The sequence below is a fragment of the Paraburkholderia sp. GAS42 genome, from assembly GCF_050436565.1.
In the GTDB taxonomy this organism is placed as follows: Bacteria; Pseudomonadota; Gammaproteobacteria; order Burkholderiales; family Burkholderiaceae; genus Paraburkholderia.
The window spans coordinates 152172-168529 of sequence record NZ_JBNDML010000009.1 but is presented as its reverse complement, the minus strand read 5'-3'; the positions used below and the strand labels follow the sequence as shown (position 1 = coordinate 168529).

Here is a 16358-nt window from a genome sequence, read left to right as displayed (position 1 = left end):
CCGCTGCAAATTGAAGAGGCCGTAGAGGTAATCCGTCATGAAAACTGTCCCGACCCATCGTATGGACGTCGACGTGCCGCAGGCTGTCGTGCCGCGTCGCGCGAAACCGCATCGAGCGTCGCCGAGTGCGCGGCAACAGCGGCGCGCCGCGTTTCTGTTTCTCACGCCCGCCTGCGTCATGGTGGCCATCTACGTCGTGTGGCCGATCGTTTCGTCGCTGTCGCTGAGTCTCTACAACTGGGACGGCATGACGGAAAAGACCTTCATTGGCCTTGCGAACTACGTCGAACTGTTCCATGCGCCGACTTTCTATACGGCGCTCAAGAACAACTTGCTGTGGCTCGTACTGTTCATGCTCTCGCCGCCGATGGGGCTCGCGATCGCGCTGTATCTGAACCAGGCGGTGCGTGGCATCCGTTTCGTGAAGTCGCTGTTTTTCGCGCCCTTTGTGCTGTCTGGTGTCGTGGTTGGACTGATCTTTAGCTGGTTTTACGATCCGACCTTTGGTCTGCTCAAGGTGATCATTGGGCACGGGGTGCCCGTGCTGGGCGATCCGCGTTACGTGACCCTCGGCATTATCTTCGCTGCGCTGTGGCCGCAGACCGCCTACTGCATGATCCTTTATCTGACGGGTCTCACATCGCTTAACGCGGAGCAGCTGGAAGCCGCGCGGATGGAAGGCGCGAAAGGCTGGGCGATGCTGTGGCACGTCGTGCTGCCGCAGCTGCGGCCTACGACGTTCATGGCAATCGTCGTCACGGTGATCGGCGCGCTGCGCAGTTTCGATCTGATCGCCGTGATGAGCGGCGGCGGTCCATTCGAAAGCTCGACCGTGCTGGCCTATTACATGTATGACCAGGCGATCAAGTACTACCGCCTCGGCTATTCAGCGGCGATTGCAGTGGTGCTGTTCGCGATCGTGCTCGTCTATATCGTCTTCCAGTTGCGCCGCATGGTGCGCGAAGAGCAGTAAAGGAGATCGCCATGTATCCGCTTCCCGTCGAAAAATGGAAACCGGCCAACCGGGCGCTGTACAAGATGTCGCTGCCGGTTGCGCTTGTGATCTGGCTGCTACCGATGATCGCCGTGCTCGTCACCTCGGTGCGCTCGACCGACGAACTCTCCCGCGGTAACTATTGGGGCTGGCCCGAACACATCACACTGCTTGCCAACTATCGCGAGGCGTTGACCACCTCGCCGATGCTGCATTACTTCTGGAATAGCGTGCTGATCACCGTTCCCGCGGTGGCGGGTTCGATCGCGCTCGCGTCGATGGCCGGTTTCGCGCTGGCGATCTATCGATTTCGCGGCAACATGCTGCTGTTCGGCACCTTTGTTGCGGGCAACTTCGTACCGATCCAGATCCTGATGATTCCGGTGCGCGATCTCTCGTTGCAGCTTGGCCTGTTCAACACGGTCAGTGCGCTGATCCTGTTTCATATCGCGTTTCAGACCGGTTTTTGCGCGCTTTTCCTGCGCAACTTCATCAAGCAACTGCCGTTCGAACTCGTGGAAGCCGCGCGTATCGAAGGGGCAGGCGAGTGGACGGTGTTTTTCCGCATCGTGTTGCCCTTGATTCGTCCGGCACTCGCGGCGCTTGGCATTCTCGTGTTCACGTTCGTGTGGAACGATTATTTCTGGGCACTGTGTCTGACGCAAGGCGATGAGGCCGCGCCGATCACAGTCGGCGTTGCAGCGCTAAAGGGCCAATGGACGACCGCGTGGAATCTCGTATCCGCAGGTTCGATACTCGCGGCCTTGCCTTCGGTGGCGATGTTCTTTGCGATGCAGCGGCAGTTCGTTGCCGGGCTGACGTTCGGCGCGACCAAGGGCTGATGAAGCTGTGCCGAAGCGGCTAAAGGAAGTCGATTAATAATTGACTTCCGCCGCCGGCTTGAGAAACAGCTCATGCATCGGCGCGAAATGCGCATAGAGCGGCAGAATGGCACCGCCCATCGCACGCGCGTCGGCACCGATTGCGCCTTCCAGCAGTTGCGGTCGCACCATGCCTTCCCACTCGAAGCGATCGAGCACACGCTCCGTGCGACGGATGATTTCGCGCAGGAGTTGCCTGTCGAGTTCGCCGTCTATGACCACCGCTTCGAGATCGAGCAGTGCCGACGCGTTCGTTAGCGCTGACGCGATGGCGGGGCATGCCGAGTCGAGCCACTGTTCCGTCAATCGCCAGAGGTCCGGGCCCAGTGCGCGATGATCGTGTGCGGCTGCAGGTGGCGCGCCTGCGTCGCTGAAGATCTGTTCGAGAACAAAGCCCGAAGCCGCATGCAATAACTGACGCGCAGGTTGCGTCTCCGTGCGCGCAAGCGGAATCGATCCCACTGCACCTGCGTTGCCATGTGGACCGCCGTGCAGACGGCCATCTATGACGAGCCCGCCGCCGATAAACGTACCGACGAACAGATACAGGAAACTGTGAATACCCCGGCCCTGGCCCATCACGAGTTCGGCAGCACAGGCCGCGGTTGTGTCTTTAGCGAACTCGACGGGCAGGCCCGTCATCGCTTCGATGCGCGCACGGATATCGATGTCGTTCCATGCTTCGAGCGCCTCAGGCGGCGCGCCTAAAAAGTCACGCCATCCCCCTAGCCACAACGGCGCCGCAACGCCGACACCCACGATCTTTTTCGCGTGTGCGCCAAGGGCCGCGTTGGTCCGCGCGAGTCGGGCTTCCAGCGCGGGGAAGAGCATCGCTGGATCCGGATACGTGTACTCGAACACGTCGCGGCTACACACATTCCCCATGAAATCCATTGCCAGCACATCGAGGCTACGCCGCCCGACCTTGATGCCGATCGTGAATGCGCCGTCTGGACGCAACGCGATCGGCACAGAGGGTTGCCCGATACGCCCGCGTACACGGGGTTGTTTGGCCAGCAGACCGTCGTCGATCAGACGGTCGACGATCATCGATACCGTCTGCATCGACAGACGCGTCAGACGTCCCACATCGGCTTTCGGCAACGGACCGTGCAGCCGTATCGCCTGCAGCACGATCCGTTCGTTGAACTGCCGCATGCCGACCTGGTTCGACCCGACCGGGCGCTTGAGCGGCGAACGTGGGGCGTTATCCATCGTCACGCACCGGCTGTCAGGATCGACGTCATGCGATGGCCTTCACATCAGCTTCTTTTGCGCCCGTCATGATCGCGACTGCTTCCGACATATGGATATCCGCCCGGTTCACGAGCGCGGCGCGCCGTCCAAGCCGCTGGATATGGATGCGGTCGGCGACCTCGAACACGTGTGGCATGTTGTGGCTGATCAGGATAACGGGCAGCCCGCGATCCCGCACGCGCCGGATCAGTTCGAGCACCATGTTGCCTTCCTTCACGCCGAGCGCCGCGGTCGGTTCATCGAGAATCACGACGTGCCGTGCAAACGCCGCACTACGCGCCACGGCCACCCCCTGACGCTGTCCGCCAGATAGCGTTTCGACTGCCTGCCGCATCGAGCGGATGCCGATCTGCAGGCCTTTCATGTGTGCGGTTGCTTCTTCGAGCATACGGCGTTTGTCGATCATCTTGAAGATCGAGCCGCGCCAGCCCGGCTTGACCAGTTCGCGTGCAAGGAAGAGATTCTCCGCAATGCTCATTGCAGGCGCGACAGCGAGATCCTGATAGACCGTTTCGATGCCTTGCGCGCGTGCATCGAGCGGGCTGCGGAACTTGACGGGCACACCGTCGAGCAGCATCTCGCCTTCGTCAGGGATGGTCGCGCCTGAAAGCGCCTTGATCAGCGAGGATTTTCCGGCACCGTTGTCGCCGATAACGGCAAGAATTTCACCGGGCAGCACTTCGAAATCGCAACCGTCGAGTGCGGTAACCGAGCCGTAGCGCTTGATGAGTCCGCGCGCCTGCAGAACAGGCGTGGCGGCCGAAGCAGATTGAGGGATCGACATGGCAGGCTCCTGGTCGCGTTAGCGGCGATGTGACAGTTTGTCGGCGGCAACGGCGAGAATCACGAGAATGCCCGTGATCAGCACCTGATACACCGAAGAGACACCGATCAAAGTCAGTCCGTTTCGGAATACACCGACGATCAGCGCGCCAAGCAAAGTGCCGACGATGGATCCGCGTCCGCCGAAGAGACTCGTTCCACCGAGCACGACTGCCGTAATGCTGTCGAGATTCTCGGTCTGTCCGGCCTGCGGATCGCCGACACCGGTACGCGATACCGAAAGCAGCGCGGCGATGCCATAGAACACGCCAGCCAGCGAATACACTGTGACGAGGATACGTTGCGACTTCAGGCCCATCAGGCGCGCCGCTTCCGCGTTATTGCCAAGCGCGTAGAGATGTCGACCCGGAACCGTATCGCGCAGCACGAACCACGTCGCCAGATACATCAGCAATGTGAGAACCGTGCCGTATGTCACTTCTGCAGGCCCGATGCTGAACGTGTTGCCAAAGAACATGATCGCATTGGGCAGATTCGTCACGCTCTCGGCGTTCGAGTAGAGCTGCGTGAGTGCGAACGCGATGTTCAATGTGCCGAGTGTCACGATGAAAGCGGGCAGTTTGATGCGCGTGATCAGCAGACCGTTGAGCAAACCGAACAGCGTACTCGCGCCGATGCCGCAAATAATCGCAATCGCAGGCGGCACGCCCAGCACGACGGCGAACTTGGTCATCACGATGGAGCCGAACGCCATCACCATCCCGCACGACAGATCGATGCCGCCGGTGAGCACGATCAAGGTCTGGCCAATCGCAATGACGGCGACAACCATCGTCTGCTGAAGAATCAGCGACAGGTTCTGGAACGACAGGAAGCGGCTGCTCTGCGAGATAAAGAAGGCGCATGCGAGCAGCAGCGCGAGCAGCGGGCCGATTTCGGCGAGAGAGGGCAGGTGTTCGCCGAAGCGGCGGGCGCCGGGAGCCGATGGAGTAGACATGATGTGTTCCTCGATACGATCGCGTGACGGTTGCACGCGCGAATCCGCTGGGACCCGCGGGCGCGGATCCCCTGCTACATAAACGATGCGTACGCCTGCTACGTGGCGTTATCGCGCGTTACTTGCCCCAGCAATTGTCGAGACCGAACTTCGAGTCCTTGCTGTCGACGCCAGACATCGCCTTGTCGGTGATGAGCGTGACGCCCGTGTCGTGATAGCCGGTGGCCTTCTTGCCGGTCTTTGCATAATCGACGCCGGCGCTCACGCCAAGCGACGCCATCTTGAGCGGATACTGTTGCGAGGTCGCGGCGATTGCACCGTCCTTCACTGCGCGGACGCCTTCGCAGCCACCGTCGATCGACACGATCATCACGTTCTTTTCCTTGCCTGCGGCCTTTAGCGCGCGATACGCGCCAGCGGCAGCCGGTTCATTGATCGTGTAGACCACGTTGATGTCCGGCGATTTCTGCAGGCAGTTTTCCATCGCTGTCTGGCCCTTGCCCTGATCGCCACGTGTGTCCTGACTGCAGACGATGGACGGGTCCCCCGCCTTGATGCCCATGCCTTGCAAGAAGCCGTTATGACGGAGAATGCCGACCGATACGCCGGGCGCGAGATCGAGCGTCGCGATCTTTGCGGGCTTGCCGGCGAGCGCCGCCTTTGCGTATTCACCGATGAAGACGCCTGCCTTGAAGTTGTCGGTGGCGAAGAGGGCGTCAGTGGCATCCTGCGGATCGGTTGGCGTATCGAGCGCAATCACAAGCGCGCCAGCCGCGCGCGCTTTCTTGATGCTCGGCACAATCGCCTTCGTGTCGCTTGGCGTGATGAGGATCGCTTTGGCGCCGGCCGTCAGCATGTTTTCGATGGCGGTGACCTGGCTCGCGTTATCGCCGTCGAACTTGCCGGCGGCCGTGATCAGTTTCGCGCCGTCTTTCTGCGCTTCGGCGTCGGCGCCCTGTCTCATCTTCACGAAGAAGGGATTGGTGTCGGTCTTCGTGATCAGGCCGACGACGGGTTGATCGGCGGCGTGGGTCACACTTACGCACCATAGGGCGCTGGCGGCTACGCACATCGACGCAATGCGCTTCGCAACGGGATGCTTGCTGGAATTCATGGATCGCTCCTCCGGGTTATTGGCAACGACGTTTCGACTTCAAGGTCGATTCAATGGCTTGCGGGCGCTGGGTGCGCCTCTTTGAATATGGGCTCGGGACTGGCCGCTCGCTGCTGTGATCGACAGCTATTCTGCAGGCGCCTGTAACAGCGCGCGGTCCGTCAAAAACATGAGCGTTGAACGCGGCAGAAACTAAATCACTTGATGTGATTTAGTACCCTGGAGAGTTGAAAGTCAAGGCGGGGGTAAAGTTGCCGTACGTCTTGAGAAATGCCTCGTGAAACGCCCGGAAGCCCGCCCAGCAAGCGTTTTAAGGTGTTGGCGCAGTGCAGCATCGCGCGGCATCAATAAGGGTAATTCCGTAGGCGGAAAGCAGAGCGGCGGGATGCGTGGCGTCAGAACAGCGCTTTCTGCCCTGACATCAGCGTTTCGAAATCGTCGCCCAGCAAAGGAAGGATGGCATCCGCTACCGGCTGCAACTGGCGCGTCAGATAGTGTTCGTAATCGATGTCGGAGCGCAAGGTTTCCAGCGGTTCCGGCCCCGCGCCCGTCATCACGTAGCTGATCCAGCCGCCGCCCTGATATTGCAGCGGTCGACCCTTTTCGCGGTTGACTTCGTCAGCCAGGCGCGCAGCGCGGACGTGAGGCGGGACATTGCGCTGATAGTCGCCAAGCGGGCGGCGAAGCCGCTTGCGATACACCAGCAGGTCATCGAACTCACCGCTTAGCGTGCGACGAACGTAGTCGCGGATGTAATCCTGGTAGGGCTGCTGCTTGAAGATGCGCAGATAGAGCTGCTGCTGAAACCGCTGCGCCAGCGGCGTCCAGTCAGTCCGCACTGTTTCCAGCCCTTTATAGATGACGTCTTCGCTGCCGTCCGGCAAAACTGTCAATCCGGCGTAGCGCTTCTTGCTGCCTTCCTCCGCGCCGCGGATGGTCGGCATGAAAAAGCGGCGGTAATGTCTTTCGAACTGAAGTTCCAGCGCGCTTTCCAGACCAAAACGCGCTTGCACATGATGTCGCCACCACTGGTTGATGTGCGCAACGAGCTGACGACCGATCTGCGCAGCCTGTTCTTCCGTGTGTGCGTGCTTTAACCAGACGAACGTCGAATCAGTATCTCCGTAGATGACTTCGTAGCCTTGAGCTTCGATGAGTTCGCGCGTTCTGCGCATGATTTCGTGCCCGCGCATCGTAATCGACGACGCGAGGCGTGGGTCGAAGAAGCGGCATCCGGTGGAACCCAGCACGCCATAGAACGCGTTCATGATGATTTTCAACGCTTGCGACAGCGGCTTGTTTTGCTCGCGTTTAGCGGCTTCGCGTCCATCCCAGACCTGGCTGACGATGGCCGGCAGGCAGTGTTTGCTGCGCGAGAAGCGCGCGCCAAGGAAGCCCGGCACTGAATCGTCATCACCAGGATGCTGTATGCCTTCGACGAGGCCGACCGGGTCGATCAGAAACGTGCGAATGATCGACGGATACAGACTCTTGTAATCCAGCACGAGCACCGAATCGTACAGACCCGGACGCGAGTCCATCACAAGGCCGCCTGGGCTCGCCTGCGCGCTCACGTCGCCAGGATTCGGCGCAACGAACCCCTGGCGATGCATCCGTGGCATGTAGAGATGCGTGAACGCAGCCACCGATCCGCCACTGCGATCTGCTGCGAGTCCCGTGACCGTCGCGCGTTCGAGCAGGAACGTTAGCAACTCTGTCTTCGCAAAGATTCGCGTGACCAGTTCGCAATCTTTGAGGTTGTACTTCGCGAGAGCGGGCTTGTCTTCGTCGAAGCGGCGCTGGATTTCTTCCATACGCTGATACGGATTGTCGATGGATTTTCCTTCGCCCAGAACAGACTGCGCGACGTATTCAAGACTGAACGACGGAAAACTCCACGTAGCGGACTTCAGCGCCTCGATGCCGTCGATGATCAGGCGCCCGGCCGCACCTGCAAAGAAATGGTTCTTCTGGTGACCGTGCTCACGCCATTCCATGACGCTCCCGCCGCGGCCCAGTTTGAGCGGAACACGATGACGTTCAGCGTGTTCCTGCAGTACACGCAGATCGAACTGAACCAGGTTCCAGCCGATAATCGCGTCGGGATCGTGAACGGCGAGCCATTCATTAAGCTTCTCCAGCAGTTGCGGCCGGCTTTCGCAATACTCAAGCTGAAAGTCGACCACGCTGTTGTCGCCATTCGCGGGGCCCAGCATATAAACCTGCCGCTGACCACAGCCTTCCAGCGCGATGGAATAGAGATCTCCGTGAGCGCTGGTTTCGATGTCGAGCGAAACGAGCTTTAACTGCGGGCGATAAACCGTGGCGGGTTTCATCTCGGCATTCAGCAAGATGCCGTTTTCGCCCGTCTCGCCGCTGAACCAGACGGGCGCCGTGATGAATCGTTCCATCATGTAGCGCTCGGGCGGAAAGACGTCCGCTTCATAGACATCGACGCCGCCCTGTCTTAGCCGTTTCTCCAGCCCGGTGAGCTGCCGATAGTGCTGACAGTAGAGCCCCAGCACGGGGCGGTGATGGAAGTCGACCAGACCGAGTGGACGCAGTTCGGCCTGCGATTCACGACGCAATACGGTCTCGGCGCGCTCGCGCTGTTCAGCGGGAATGAACGCCACCGAAGGCTGCGGACGCAGGCGGATATGACGCGGGCCATTGTCCGTCGCCAGCCAGAACTCGACTTCCGTGCCGGTAGCCGTATCGCGCCAGTGACGGGTCAGAAGAAACCCCTGATGTTGCTCAGTCAAACGTTCGCCTTTCAATGCTCATCTTTTGGCGTAATTTTACTGTCTACGCGTGCGCTGCGTTGTCGATTGTGCGGCGCGCCGTTCGTCGTAAATGCAGGACGGGGAAAACGCGACGTCCGGCTGGTTCGAGCGATGCGGCTTCCCGCCCTCATTTCCTGTCTAACCGAAAGGAGCATATTGATGACTTACGTCGACGGTGTTGTCATAGCGGTGCCTACGGACAAGCGTGAAGCGTTCAGACGCCATGCTGAAATCGCTGCGGCCGTGTTTAAGGAGCAGGGTGCGTTGCAGGTGGTCGAATGTTGGGGCGATGATGTGCCAGAAGGGACGTTGACCTCGTTTCCAATGGCGGTCAAACGCAAGGATGACGAGACGGTCGTATTCTCATGGATTCTCTGGCCGTCGCGTCAGACGCGTGACAAGGGTATGCAGGCCGCGATGGCGGACCCGCGATTGCAGCCCGAGACAAACCCGATGCCTTTTGACGGCAAGCGGATGATTTACGGCGGATTCGAAGTGATCGTGGACGTTTGAGGTTGGCTGTGTGCGGAGCCAGACCGGTGGCATGTGTGGGAAAAATCACGACGTTCGAACAATTCGGGCGCGCTCACCGCTAGAATGCTGCCGGACCTTGCGCCCGCGGGTGTACGTGCTGATGGCACGTGTGTGAAGCGAAAAAGCCGGCGCAAGACCGGCCTCACACTGGAGACAAGCATGGCAACACCTGAACAGGACCAGGCCGCGGTGCGCGCGACGGCCTCCCGCGGATCCGCCGCCATGGCAATCGACGCCGGCGCCATTTCCGCGCGTCTGGACCGTCTGCCCGCCACGCGTTCCATCTGGAAGCTCGTCGTCCTGTTGAGCCTCGGATTTTTCTTCGAACTTTATGACCTGCTCTATACCGGCTACATTGCGCCGGGTCTCGTCAAGAGCGGTCTGCTCACCGCGACAACGCGTGGCCTGTTCGGTACGACAGGCATCGCAAGTTTTATCGCCGCGCTTTTTGCCGGGCTTTTCGTCGGTACGATCGCGTGTGGCTTTCTTGCCGACCGCTTTGGTCGCCGCGCGATCTTCACGTATTCGCTGCTGTGGTACACGGTGGCCAACGTCATCATGGCGTTCCAGGACACAGCGGCTGGGCTGAATATCTGGCGCTTTATCGCGGGTGTCGGTATCGGCGTCGAGCTCGTCACGATCGGCACGTATATTTCCGAGCTGGTGCCGAAGCAGATTCGGGGTCGCGCGTTCGCCTGCGAGCAGGCGGTTGGTTTTACGGCAGTACCTGTGGTCGCGTTTCTCGCGTATCTGCTGGTGCCCGACGCACCGCTCGGGCTTGATGGCTGGCGCTGGGTGGTCCTGATTGGCGCGCACGGCGCGCTGTTCGTCTGGTGGATTCGCCGCGCGTTGCCCGAGAGCCCGCGCTGGCTCGCGCAACAGGGGCGTCTCGACGAAGCGGATCGCGTCATGGCGGCGCTTGAAGCAAAAGTGCAGGCTGAGTACGGCCGCCCTCTGCCGCCACCCGAGCAGGCCGTCGCGGTGCCTGAACGAGGCAGCTTTAGCGACATGTGGGTGCCGCCGTATCGGTCGCGTACGTTGATGATGGTGATCTTCAACATATTCCAGACGGTCGGTTTTTACGGCTTTGCGAACTGGGTGCCGACGCTGCTGATCAAGCAGGGCATCACGATCACGACGAGCCTGCTTTACTCGAGCATCATCGCAATTGCTGCGCCACTGGGTCCGGTGATCGGTCTCTTTATTGCGGACCGCTTTGAGCGCAAGAGTGTAATTGTCGTGATGGCAGGTGCGATTATTGTCTGCGGGTTGTGGTTCAGCCAGATATCGAATGCGGTTTTGCTGGTGAGTCTTGGCGTGTGTCTGACGCTCGCGAGCAACATCATGTCGTACAGCTTTCACGCTTATCAAACTGAGCTGTTCCCGACGAGCGTCCGTGCCCGTGCAGTCGGCTTTGTCTATTCGTGGAGCCGCTTCTCCGCAATCTTCACGGCGTTTTTGATTGCTGCCGCGTTGAAGCAGTTTGGCTCGACGGGCGTCTTTGTGCTGATCGCTGGCGCAATGCTGATCGTTATGGCGGCGATTGGATTCATGGGGCCGCGCACGAAAGGTCGTGCGCTCGAAACGATTTCGCGCTGACCGGGACAATCCCGATGGGATCGTCCCGGTGTTGCATTGCTTAAGCCTCTAGCGCGAGCAATGCGAACGTTGCGAGCCAGTGCTCCCCCATATAGTCGCCTGCTACGTGTGCCAGCGCGGCGTCCAGATGCGTATCCGCCGCCTCGTAAAGCGCGGCGGCGCGCGCATCGCCTGACGGCAGCGCCCGCGCGATCGAGCGCTGACACCACGCGCGGCTAAGATTCAAACCGTCAAGATGCGCGATCTTGCCGTCGGTGCGATCGGTCACCGTTGCCGGCACGAACAACGTCGCCGGCTTGCGCGTGGCAACATCCGGCAGGAAGCGTGTGAACCATTCAACAAATTCCGCCGATGGCAACACGCGCCGCATTAACTCCGCTTCCATCAACGAGGGCGACAGGAACTCGTCACCCGCAGGTTCCCACGCCTGGCAAGCAGCGTCATTCAGATACCACCGCTTCGATGTTTCGACGACCAGGTCGGCGAGCGATTCACGTGATGTCTGACGCGCGAAATCGACCGCAAGCGAAAGCGCAAATGCCATGTTGAAATGCGTGCCGACACGTAGCGTATAGGTTGCCTTAGGCAGAAATTCCTCAAAGCGCTCGACAAAGGCCTCTGTCAACGGGGCGATCGTTTTGGTCCATCGCGCGGCCTGCGGCAGCTTCATCGATTGCACCTGTGCTGCGAGGGCAAGCAGCCAGGCCCAGCCATATGGACGTTCGAAGCCGCGATTGAGCGGCAGGTCGAGATAGGCGCGCTCACCCGCGACGTTGGCGTCAGTGAAATGCTCATCGACGACAGCGATGACGCGATTCGCTTCCGGCAGATCAGGAAAGCGGTCGATCAATCGCAGCACGAGCCAGTAGCCGTGCACGCACGAATGCCAGTCGTAGCTGCCGTAGAAGATCGGATGAAGCGCGCGGGGCCCTTGCACATCCTGCGGACCGGCAAGCGAATGCGTCAGCTTGTTCGGGTATTCGCGCGTCAGGTGATCGAGCGCCAGCATTGCGAATTTCGATGCTATAGCGGAGGTGAGTTGAGTGGTCATCGGCGTATCGGCGAAAGCGTTAGCCTGCGTCGCGCAGGCACGTATTTATTGTGCCTCGAATACGCCGTTTGTGTCTCGTGTCACATCCTCTGGCGCTTACAGCAACTCACGAATCCGGTGATAAAGCATGCCCAGTTCGAGCGCCGGCCCGCGCAAGGCTGGACCGCCTGGAAAGCGTTTGTGGCGCAGCGCGGCGAACAGATCGAAGGCAGCGCTTTCACCGGCCATCGCCTGCGCAACGACACGTCCCGCGATGCCCGTGAGCGCCACGCCATGCCCGGAAAAGCCCTGCACGTAGTAATAGTTCGGATCGATTGCGCCGAAATCGGGTGCCCGATTGCGCGTCACATCGACGAAGCCGCCCCACGCAAATTCGACGCGCACATCCGATAGCTGCGGAAATACGCTGACCATCCGCTGGCGGATCTCTTCCGTGAGCTGCCCAGGTGAGGCGCCCGTCGAACTGGCACGGCCGCCGAACAGAACGCGATGGTCGGCAGAAACGCGGAAGTAGTCGAGAAAGAAGTTGTTGTCGCACACGGCTGCGCGGCCCGCTATCAGTGCGTCGGCACGCGCCTTGCCCAGCGGTTCGGTGGCGACGATGTAGGACGCAATTGGCGCGATGCGTGAGGCAACGACAGAGGGCAACACATCGCCAAGCGTTGCATTGCCGCATGCCGCGACAAACCGGCAACGTACTTCGCCCGTGGCAGTGTGCACAACGGGCCGTGTACCGCGCACGACCTTCAGCACAGGCGAGTGCGCGAACAGCGAGGCGCCTTCGCGTCGCGCGGCCTGCGCGAGACCCAGGCAGTATTTGAGTGGATGCAGGTGACCCGAAAATGGATCGTAGACGCCCGCAAGATAGCGCGGCGAGGCGACGCGTGCATGTATCGCATCCGTGTCGAGCCAGGAGAGATGCTCATAGCCCCAGCGCGACGACACAGCATCCATCCACGCACGCAGATCCGGCACGCGTTTCGGTTTCGTCGCGACGGTCAGATATCCCTGCGTGAAATCGCAATCGATTCCATATCGTTCGATCCGTTCGCGCACGAGCGCGACGCCTTCGATCGACATCGCCCATGCGGCACGTGCACCTTCGAGACCGAGTTGCTGTTCGATGATTTCGTCTTTAGCGAAGCCGGCAAGCGTCTGGCCGCCATTGCGTCCGGATGCGCCCCAGCGAGGACGATGCGCGTCGAGCACAATCACTGACAAACCACGCGCCCGGCATTCGAGTGCGACGGACAAACCAGCAAAGCCCGCGCCGATGACACAGACGTCGGCTTCGTGAATACCTTCGAGCGTGGGGTCGTCGGCGGGCGGCCGCGTCGCCGTTGCTTCATAGTAGGAATTGCGCGCTAGTGCGTCGGCGCGCTGGTCGAGCGTATCAGCGGTCAAAGCATATCCTTCATTCGATACCACGCCATCGCGAGCACGAGGGCAGGGGTGCGCAGTGTATCGCCGCCAGGGAAATCGTGGTGGCGGATCTTGCCGAACAGATCGAAACGTGCGGCCTGGCCCGCAATCGCTTCAGCGATGAGCTTGCCCGCGAGGCCGGTGGTGTTGACGCCGTGTCCGGAGAACCCCTGCGCGAAATAAACCGTGGGCGAAAGACGGCCAAAATGCGGCGCGCGATTCATTGTGATATCGACATAGCCACCCCACGCATAGTCGATTTTGACATCGGCGAGTTGCGGAAAGGTTTTGAGCATGTCGCTGCGCATGGCCTGCGCGAGATTGCGCGGTGCGAATGTCGAATAGCTGACCTTGCCGCCCCAGATCAGCCGGTTGTCGCGCGATGGCCGGAAATAGTCGAGTGCGAAGCGCGAGTCGCAGACGGCCGCGTGGGCTGGCATCAGCGCCCTGGCGCGTGCTTCATCGAGTGGCTCCGTTGCTACGACGTACGTGCCGACCGGCATGATCTTGCGCGATACAGCGGGCGCAAGCGCACCGAGATATGTATTGCACGCGAGCACGACAAAGCGTGCGTTTACCGTGCCACGCGCCGTTTTGATGACATGCCGTCCACCTTCCGATTGAAGCGACGTGACGCAACTGTCTTCAAAGATCTGCGCGCCGGCCGCAATCGCTGCGCGAGCGAGCCCTAATGTGTAGTTAAGCGGGTGAAGATGGCCGCTATCGGAATCGAACAGGCCGCCGGGGTATCGTGACGATTGTAGGTATTGCCCCATTTCGTCACGCTCGACGTAGCGGAAACGGTCATAGCCAAAGCGTTGGGCGGCCTCGTCGCGCCATTGACGCAGCGCGTCTACATCGCGCGGTTTGTTCGCTGCGGTGAGGTAGCCGAATGTGAGGTCGCAATCGATCTGATGTTTTGCGACCCGGTCCTTGACGATATCAAGTGTTTCCAGACCCATGCGCCAGATGCGTCTGACGTCGTCGGCGGGCATGTATTTGCCGAATGTATCGATGTCGCACGCGAAGCCGCCAATCAACTGGCCGCCGTTGCGACCGCTCGCGGCCCAGCCCACTTTCGATGCTTCGAGCACCGCGACCGAATGGCCGCGTTCGGCGAGGTTCAGCGCCGCAGAGACGCCGGTCAGGCCGGCTCCGATCACGCAGACGTCGACAATGATCGCGCCATCAAGCGGCGCGTGACGGGTTGTATCGTTTGCCGTGGCCGCATAGTACGACGCGGCATGCGGCTGGTTTGAGAAGCTGGGCATAGGCAGCAGTAAAAGAAATGGCCGAAGCGAAACACCCGGCTGCAGGGTACGCGCTTCGGCCCGCAGCGTTAGAACGAGTAGATGAACTGCGTGGCGAGCAGATCGTTGGACTTGCCGTACGAGCCATCGTTACGCAGGAAGACCTGTTTGTTGGCCCAGTCGTGCCGGTATTCGACCTTGACGGTGATCTGCTGGGTCGGATAGAACAACAGATCGAGGGCAACGTCCTGACGGGTTGCGCCCTTGCACTCGAAACCGACGCCACCGTTGGCCTTGGAGTTTGCCAGACAGTCCGCACCAATGCCGAAGCCGTCCGCCGGATCCATGCCGTTCCCATTCAGCGCGATGCCACCGCCACCGCCGCCATTCTTGCTGTCGACAAGCAGGTCATAGCGCAGCGTCGCGCCCATCCGGCCGACCGCGGGCAGGTTGAACTTGCGGTGTGCAAGCAGCGAGATACCGTACCACTGTGCCTGACCGCCGTTGAATGCGGCATTCTGCTGCTGACCGTAATCGACTTCGGCGTTGTACTGAACGTCGGCGAGCAGGTACGTCATGTCCACTTCGCCGAAGAAGAACGTGCCGCCCGAACTCGGTGACGCGCCGCCTGCGCCGTAGACAAACGAACCCGGAATCGGGTTGCCATTGGCGTCGACCGCCTGTGCGGAAGGCAGCGTCTGGCGGCCAATGTTGAACGACCCGCCGATATCGAGTGCGCTCGACCAGGTGTAGTCCGTGCGAGCCGTAAACGACGGTATCTTGTTGCTCGTCGTGATCGGATCGCCGAACGCGTTCGTGCCGGTCTGCGTGATCGCGCCGAACGTGCGGTACTGTTCGTTGCCGAGGAAGAACTTCGAGGCCCAGTTGCCCTTTGTATAGTTCACACCCGCGCCGATATAGCTACCCGGATCCGAGAAGTCATAGAGCAGGTTGTGCGTAAGCGTCAGCATCTGGTTCGACTGCTGCACTTCATAACCGCCGAAGCTCGGAATCAAACCGGCCACGAACGTGGCTTCCGCTGTCATCGGCACGTTGACGACGGCGGTATTCAGGATGTTGTTGCCGATGTTGCCATGCGAGTTCTGCAGCAGCGTAATGCCGTTGCCACGGTTCGGCATGAGCGTGATTTCAGCCGAAGGCGCCATCGGGCCAACGCCGAACGTCTTCTTGATGTCGAGGTACAGGTCCCCGAACGTGCTGTTGAAGTAGTTGTAGCTGCTTTCGTGGTTCGCGAACAGGAACGACGAGCTGCTCGCCGCCCGGTTGTACAGATAAGTCGGATCGATATAACCCGTGACCGACAGCCCCGCGATCGGACCCGTGTTGGCCGCATCTTCAAGCGAATCGACCTTCAACTGCTGATTCGCGATCTGCTGCTTCATCGTCGTGACTTCGTCGTTCGTCAGTGTGGCCTGTGCCTTGCCATAGTCAGGCGAGGTGATGTCCACCGGCGCTGCCGCGACAACCGGCTTTGACGGCGCTCCAGCAGGCACCCCAGCCTGCTTCGGCGCAACCTGCGCGCGCAATTCCTTCACCTCTTTTTGCAGTGCGTTGAGCTGCGCCTGCAGAGCCTTGATCTGCGAGCTGGTCGAGTCGGCTAGCGCGACGCCCGGAAGGGCTCCCGCGACCAGCAGACAGATGAGCTTCTTTCTCATGCAAATTTCTCCTTATT

The 16358-nt window shown here is 60.5% G+C and carries 13 protein-coding genes; 4 read left to right on the top strand and 9 right to left on the bottom strand.

All coding sequences use genetic code 11. The annotated features are described in order from the left end of the window. The first annotated feature begins 61 nt into the window (after positions 1-61). Positions 62-973: a carbohydrate ABC transporter permease gene (locus tag P3T16_RS15705; RefSeq protein WP_429343019.1), complete on the top strand. Its 912-nt coding sequence runs from the start codon at positions 62-64 to the stop codon at positions 971-973. An 11-nt stretch (positions 974-984) separates the two neighbouring features. Beyond that, positions 985-1836, top strand: coding sequence for a carbohydrate ABC transporter permease (locus tag P3T16_RS15700; RefSeq protein WP_429255884.1), 852 nt, complete (start codon positions 985-987; stop codon positions 1834-1836). Positions 1837-1869: 33 nt separating this feature from the next. Here the strand turns inward: P3T16_RS15700 and P3T16_RS15695 are convergent, their stop codons facing one another. The 5 genes from P3T16_RS15695 to P3T16_RS15675 all read right to left on the bottom strand — a co-directional run bounded on the left by P3T16_RS15695 (position 1870) and on the right by P3T16_RS15675 (position 8788). Then, a complete protein-coding gene (locus P3T16_RS15695) occupies positions 1870-3090 on the bottom strand; it encodes an ROK family transcriptional regulator (RefSeq protein WP_429342964.1) in 1221 nt (406 codons plus the stop codon). A 28-nt stretch (positions 3091-3118) separates the two neighbouring features. Continuing rightward, entirely contained in the window at positions 3119-3916 is a 798-nt protein-coding gene (locus P3T16_RS15690) for an ATP-binding cassette domain-containing protein (RefSeq protein WP_429255882.1), read from the bottom strand. Positions 3917-3934: 18 nt separating this feature from the next. Beyond that, the gene (locus P3T16_RS15685; protein ID WP_429255881.1) at positions 3935-4912 is read right to left on the bottom strand and encodes an ABC transporter permease; all 978 of its coding nucleotides are present in this window, start codon (positions 4910-4912) and stop codon (positions 3935-3937) included. Positions 4913-5030: 118 nt separating this feature from the next. Next, complete coding sequence (locus P3T16_RS15680) at positions 5031-6026, bottom strand: sugar ABC transporter substrate-binding protein (protein WP_429342963.1); 996 nt, start codon at positions 6024-6026, stop codon at positions 5031-5033. A gap of 395 nt (positions 6027-6421) precedes the next feature. Next, positions 6422-8788, bottom strand: coding sequence for a DNA polymerase II (locus P3T16_RS15675; protein ID WP_429342962.1), 2367 nt, complete (start codon positions 8786-8788; stop codon positions 6422-6424). Between the two features lie 180 nt (positions 8789-8968). Between P3T16_RS15675 and P3T16_RS15670 the strand changes: the two genes are divergently transcribed. Continuing rightward, entirely contained in the window at positions 8969-9322 is a 354-nt protein-coding gene (locus tag P3T16_RS15670) for a DUF1428 domain-containing protein (RefSeq protein ID WP_429342961.1), read from the top strand. Positions 9323-9502: 180 nt separating this feature from the next. Continuing rightward, entirely contained in the window at positions 9503-10942 is a 1440-nt protein-coding gene (locus P3T16_RS15665; RefSeq protein WP_429342960.1) for an MFS transporter, read from the top strand. A gap of 40 nt (positions 10943-10982) precedes the next feature. On the opposite strand, the gene P3T16_RS15660 is transcribed toward P3T16_RS15665, so the two are convergent. The 4 genes from P3T16_RS15660 to P3T16_RS15645 all read right to left on the bottom strand — a co-directional run bounded on the left by P3T16_RS15660 (position 10983) and on the right by P3T16_RS15645 (position 16341). Further along, complete coding sequence (locus P3T16_RS15660; protein ID WP_429342959.1) at positions 10983-11993, bottom strand: DUF2891 domain-containing protein; 1011 nt, start codon at positions 11991-11993, stop codon at positions 10983-10985. 96 nt (positions 11994-12089) lie between these two features. After that, the gene (locus tag P3T16_RS15655) at positions 12090-13397 is read right to left on the bottom strand and encodes an NAD(P)/FAD-dependent oxidoreductase (protein ID WP_429342958.1); all 1308 of its coding nucleotides are present in this window, start codon (positions 13395-13397) and stop codon (positions 12090-12092) included. Continuing rightward, positions 13394-14686, bottom strand: coding sequence for an NAD(P)/FAD-dependent oxidoreductase (locus tag P3T16_RS15650; protein WP_429342957.1), 1293 nt, complete (start codon positions 14684-14686; stop codon positions 13394-13396). The genes P3T16_RS15655 and P3T16_RS15650 overlap by 4 nt, the downstream gene beginning before the upstream one ends. A 68-nt stretch (positions 14687-14754) precedes the next feature. After that, the gene (locus P3T16_RS15645; RefSeq protein ID WP_429342956.1) at positions 14755-16341 is read right to left on the bottom strand and encodes a DUF3138 family protein; all 1587 of its coding nucleotides are present in this window, start codon (positions 16339-16341) and stop codon (positions 14755-14757) included. Between the last annotated feature and the right edge of the window lie 17 nt (positions 16342-16358).

What these genes read in the sequence shown, in the direction of transcription:
- P3T16_RS15705 (WP_429343019.1), top strand. Translation starts at nt 62, where the DNA reads ATGGACGTCGACGTGCCGCAGGCTGTCGTGCCGCGTCGCGCGAAACCG.
- P3T16_RS15700 (WP_429255884.1), top strand. Translation starts at nt 985, where the DNA reads ATGTATCCGCTTCCCGTCGAAAAATGGAAACCGGCCAACCGGGCGCTG.
- P3T16_RS15695 (WP_429342964.1), bottom strand. Translation starts at nt 3,090, where the DNA reads ATGGATAACGCCCCACGTTCGCCGCTCAAGCGCCCGGTCGGGTCGAAC.
- P3T16_RS15690 (WP_429255882.1), bottom strand. Translation starts at nt 3,916, where the DNA reads ATGTCGATCCCTCAATCTGCTTCGGCCGCCACGCCTGTTCTGCAGGCG.
- P3T16_RS15685 (WP_429255881.1), bottom strand. Translation starts at nt 4,912, where the DNA reads ATGTCTACTCCATCGGCTCCCGGCGCCCGCCGCTTCGGCGAACACCTG.
- P3T16_RS15680 (WP_429342963.1), bottom strand. Translation starts at nt 6,026, where the DNA reads ATGAATTCCAGCAAGCATCCCGTTGCGAAGCGCATTGCGTCGATGTGC.
- P3T16_RS15670 (WP_429342961.1), top strand. Translation starts at nt 8,969, where the DNA reads ATGACTTACGTCGACGGTGTTGTCATAGCGGTGCCTACGGACAAGCGT.
- P3T16_RS15665 (WP_429342960.1), top strand. Translation starts at nt 9,503, where the DNA reads ATGGCAACACCTGAACAGGACCAGGCCGCGGTGCGCGCGACGGCCTCC.
- P3T16_RS15660 (WP_429342959.1), bottom strand. Translation starts at nt 11,993, where the DNA reads ATGACCACTCAACTCACCTCCGCTATAGCATCGAAATTCGCAATGCTG.
- P3T16_RS15650 (WP_429342957.1), bottom strand. Translation starts at nt 14,686, where the DNA reads ATGCCCAGCTTCTCAAACCAGCCGCATGCCGCGTCGTACTATGCGGCC.
- P3T16_RS15645 (WP_429342956.1), bottom strand. Translation starts at nt 16,341, where the DNA reads ATGAGAAAGAAGCTCATCTGTCTGCTGGTCGCGGGAGCCCTTCCGGGC.